Below are 1,503 nucleotides of genomic sequence, written 5' to 3' on the forward strand. Positions count from 1 at the left end.
TGGTCGACGTCCCCGACGAGCAGCAGATGCGCCCCGGGCGCGACGGCGCGGGTGAGCTTGTTCGCCAGCAACAGATCGAGCATCGACGCCTCATCGACCACCACCAGATCGGCGTCCAGCGGGCGGTCGCGGTCGTAGGCGGCGTCTCCGCCGGGGCGTAGCTCCAGCAGCCGGTGCACGGTCGCCGCCGGATGCCCGGTCAGTTCGGTCAGCCGTTTCGCGGCCCGACCGGTCGGCGCGGCCAGCAGCACCTTCGTCTTCTTCGCGGTCGCCATCTCCACGATCGACCGGACCGTGAAACTCTTCCCGCAGCCCGGCCCCCCGGTCAGGACCGCAACCGTGGACGTCAGGGCAAGGCGGACCGCCTCCCGCTGCGCCGCCGCCAGCTCCACCCCCGTCCGGCCCCCGAGCCAGCGCCAGGCAGCGTCCCAGTCCACCGTGGTGAACACGCCGAGCCGGTCGGTGTCGGCGTGCAAGAGACGCCGCAGCTGGCCGGCCAACGACACCTCGGCCCGGTGAAACGGCACCAGGTAGTAGCCGACGACCGCCACCGCCGGGTCCTCACCCGGGAGCTCCTCCCGGACGACCCCTTCCTCGGTGACGAGCTCGCCGAGGGCGTCGATCACTTGGGCGACCTCGACGGTGAGGATCTTCGCCGCGTCGGTGAGGAGCCGCTGCTCGGGCAGGTAGCAGTGCCCGTCGTTCGTCGACTCCGACAGCGTGTACTGCAACCCCGCCTTGATCCGCTCCGGGGCGTCGTGCGGGATACCGACGGCCTGGGCGATCGTGTCCGCGGTCTTAAACCCGATGCCCCACACCTCGCTCGCCAGCCGGTACGGCTCCCGGCGGACCACGTCGACCGACCCGTCCCGATACTTCTTGTAGATCTTCACGGCGAGAGACGTGGACACACCGACGCCCTGGAGAAAGACCATCACCTCCTTGATCGCCCGCTGCTCGTCCCACGCTGCGGTGATCGCCGCGACCCGTTTCGGACCGAGTTTGGGAACCTCGATCAGCCGACCAGGCTCGGTGTCGATCACATCGAGGGCGTCGGCGCCGAAGTGATCGACGATGTTCTCCGCGAGCCGCGGCCCAATCCCCTTGATCAGACCCGAGCCGAGATACCGGCGGATGCCCTGCACCGTCGCCGGCAGGACCGTCGTGTAGTCCTCGACCTGGAACTGCCGCCCATGCTGGGGATGGGAACCCCACCGGCCCCGCATCCGCAGAAACTCACCCGGTGCCGCCCCCAGCAGCGACCCGACAACGGTGACCAGATCACCACCCCGGCCAGGATCGACCTTGGCGACCGTGTAACCGGTCTCCTCACTCGCGAACGTCACCCGTTCCAACGTCGCGTCCAACAACACCCACCGCGCACCATCCGGCCCCGAGACACCGATCCCGCCCGGCCGCCCACCACGACGCTGCGGGGACAGACCCGCCACGCCCGCCGCAGGGGCCGGGGGCCGCACCGCAGGCCCCACCGACGCCAACCCG

1 protein-coding gene is annotated in these 1,503 nt (G+C 70.3%); it reads right to left on the bottom strand.

Going from position 1 to position 1,503, the window contains the following annotated elements:
* The coding region (locus tag I6A60_RS41000; protein ID WP_203042194.1) for a helix-hairpin-helix domain-containing protein at positions 1-1,370 on the bottom strand (1,370 nt) is incomplete at its 3' end.
* Positions 1,371-1,503 lie beyond the last annotated feature (133 nt).

The organism is Frankia sp. AgB1.9, from assembly GCF_016786355.1.
Lineage (GTDB): Bacteria > Actinomycetota > Actinomycetes > Frankiales > Frankiaceae > Pseudofrankia.